Origin of the sequence: Candidatus Latescibacter sp., from assembly GCA_030692375.1 — a bacterium.
Classification (GTDB): Bacteria; Latescibacterota; Latescibacteria; order Latescibacterales; family Latescibacteraceae; genus JAUYCD01.
Genome location: JAUYCD010000142.1, coordinates 1 through 2610 on the forward strand (window position 1 = coordinate 1; position 2610 = coordinate 2610).

Annotated in this window: 3 protein-coding genes; all 3 read left to right on the forward strand. The window is 48.8% G+C overall.

Annotated elements, in window-relative coordinates:
* Nucleotides 1-397: 397 nt before the first annotated feature.
* From Q8O92_08725 to arfB, 3 genes are read left to right on the forward strand one after another with little or no spacing between them, the layout of a single operon-like run.
* On the forward strand, nucleotides 398-1297 hold the full coding sequence (locus Q8O92_08725) for a hypothetical protein (GenBank protein ID MDP2983399.1): 900 nt from the start codon (nucleotides 398-400) through the stop codon (nucleotides 1295-1297).
* Between the two features lie 58 nt (nucleotides 1298-1355).
* Nucleotides 1356-1832, forward strand: a complete 477-nt coding sequence (locus tag Q8O92_08730; protein ID MDP2983400.1) for a hypothetical protein — start codon at nucleotides 1356-1358, stop codon at nucleotides 1830-1832.
* A 20-nt stretch (nucleotides 1833-1852) separates the two neighbouring features.
* Nucleotides 1853-2278, forward strand: coding sequence for an alternative ribosome rescue aminoacyl-tRNA hydrolase ArfB (arfB, locus tag Q8O92_08735; protein MDP2983401.1), 426 nt, complete (start codon nucleotides 1853-1855; stop codon nucleotides 2276-2278).
* Nucleotides 2279-2610 lie beyond the last annotated feature (332 nt).

Here is a 2610-nt window from a genome sequence, read left to right on the forward strand (position 1 = left end):
TATTAAGGGGGGAAAAGAAAATTGTTCATAGTAATATGTAAACATTTATTTGGATTTGACAGAACCCTCTCCCTAAATTCCCCCCTTAATAAGGGGGGATGCCAAAGGCAGGGGGGATCTTTAAAGACACAGGAGCACTCAATTTCTCTTATTTACTGTATGTTGCTGACTTAACAACATAACCGGATTGTTTTTTAAATGTAGAAAGTTTTATTTGGAAAAACAACTAAAATCAATAAAATAGAGTGAAGTAGAGATAATCTTCGCCTGGTTGCAAAAAGATTTTGTTCAATGCCTCCAAAATTGTATAATATTGTATAATAGGGTAGTAAAGAATCAGGAGATCAGAACCCGGCGCCTGAACAGTCACCCACATTTCTATAGAGGAGGCTTTCCTATGAAAAAAATACTCATGGTAATTTTTACCGTATTCCTGCTTGCAGGATGTGCCATGTTGGGAACACATTCCATTCAGGGTGTTCTTAAAGGATCAAACGATTATACCGTTACCGTGCGCGGGGTATCCGGAGCTTTGACTATTGACAAGCTGTTCCCGGAAATTGCCTCGATGCTTGTGGAGTTCGGCGCTGATTCTTCGGCTGTGGCGGAGTACACACGCGGTCAGGAAACATATACCGTGGAAACGATCTCTTTCCTCAGCGCCAAATCCGCTCTGGGTGTTTATACGCTTTTGGAACCATCCGGCGCAGAATCCCTTAAACTGGGATATGCCGGCAGCAAAAGCGCGGCTTCCGTCCAGTTTGTCAAAGGAGATTTCTATGTGCGCATCCTTCCCGGACGCGGCGCCGACACTGAAGGCGCTCTAGGTCTGGCCTGGGTTTTGGTCAAACGTATCCCGGGAGCCACTATACCGCCCGACCTGTATGAATTCCTCCCCCATGACCGGCTGATCAAAGGTTCCGCCTTCTATTTCAAAGGCTCTCATGCCTTCCAGATGAGATTTCCTCCTGATCTGGCCAAAATACTCAGCATCAATGGCGCCATTGAGGGTGTTTCCGGGAAATACCTGCTGGAAGGGGGCAACACGGTAACTCTTCTCAAAGTGCACTATACCAGCCGAACCCGAACCGTGGAGGCTCTCCAGTCCTTTCTGGCAAGCCGTGAGGGAATGAGGATCATCCCCCCAAGGCAGAACACTCAGTACTACACGCTTATAAATCCGGATGAGACCGAAGTCTACATAGCGGAATACGGCGAGTGGCTGCTGATGTTCCCGGACGGTCCCAAAGGCGGCGAGGCCATCCCGATGTTCGAATACATGCTGAGAAGCTTGTAGTAAATGTTACATCTAAGATGGCTATTTTCTTGAAATGTCACCATCCATGGGAGGAACAATGAGAAAGGCCAAAACGCTGCTGTCGATACTGGCAACGGCAATTATGACTACGGCTGTCCTGGCGCTCGCCGGCTGCCAAGAAAAGAACCGGGCCGCATCTAAGACTATCACTTCTGGCGAAAAGCCTGTTGCAACAGCACCGGCAACCGACCCGCGCGTTATCATTGCCGGCTTCCAGGATTTGCTTAAGCCCGCGGGTGTGCCCCTCACAGACAAGCAACAGGAGCGGATTATGGAAGTTTTTGACCCCGCGATGCCCTACGACATTCGGTCCGTCTTCGGAGTGTGCACACCAGAACAGAAGCGGGTGTTCGTGAACATGTCCCGCAAACTACTTGCGAAAAGCAAGTATCCCTTCACCGGCAGCCAGGAATCCCGCATCATGGCCCTCGGCCCGGGCAGCAAGGAAAAATCCTGGCTTGAGATCTTTACTCCAGAACAGTTACAGATTGGGATATGGGCGACAACTAAATAACGCCGACCATACACAACGCTATGATTGAAATAAACGAAAGAACTTTCATTCCCGAAAGCGAGATAAATTTCACCTTCTCACGGAGCAGCGGCCCCGGCGGCCAGAACGTGAACAAGGTCAATACCCGGGCGACCCTTTTATTCGATGCCCGGAACAGCCCGAGCCTTTCGGAGGAACAAAAGGAGCTTGTCCTCGATAGGCTGAAAGGACGCATCAACAGGGAAGGCATCCTCCGGGTCATCTCCCATCGTTACCGTACCCAGGGGGAAAATCGCGATGCGGCGATGACCCGGTTCGCAGAGCTCCTGCACTATGCTCTTGAACGGAGAACAGTGCGGAGGGAGACGAAAGTACCGTTCATAACACGCCAGAAGCGGCTGGAAGAAAAGAAGCGGCGAAGCGAGGTAAAGCGCGACCGGGGGAAAGCGGGGGATTTTGAGGAGTGATTAATTTAAATGCGCTTCTTTATTGTATAGATGCCGAAACGGTTTCATCGTTCCCGCGAAGCGGCAACAAGTTCGGCATGACGAGGTCACCCTGAACTCGTTTCAGGGTCTATATGTATCTATAAAAGGTACTGTCAAAAATAATATGAAAAGAGGGAGAAGCAAGGAGGAAGAATAAAAAAGGGAAGAGCGAAGCTGTGGAAATGCCGTGAGTATTAACATATTGAAAACGATAGGGCAGTTTTCAACAATGTTGACACTCACTTGGAAAACGCATTGCGTTTACCACATTACCACAGCTACAACGACGATACAGAATTTTAATAATATTT

Coding starts and splice junctions, on each gene's coding strand:
- Q8O92_08725 (MDP2983399.1), top strand. CDS start 398: ATGAAAAAAATACTCATGGTAATTTTTACCGTATTCCTGCTTGCAGGA.
- Q8O92_08730 (MDP2983400.1), top strand. CDS start 1,356: ATGAGAAAGGCCAAAACGCTGCTGTCGATACTGGCAACGGCAATTATG.
- arfB (MDP2983401.1), top strand. CDS start 1,853: ATGATTGAAATAAACGAAAGAACTTTCATTCCCGAAAGCGAGATAAAT.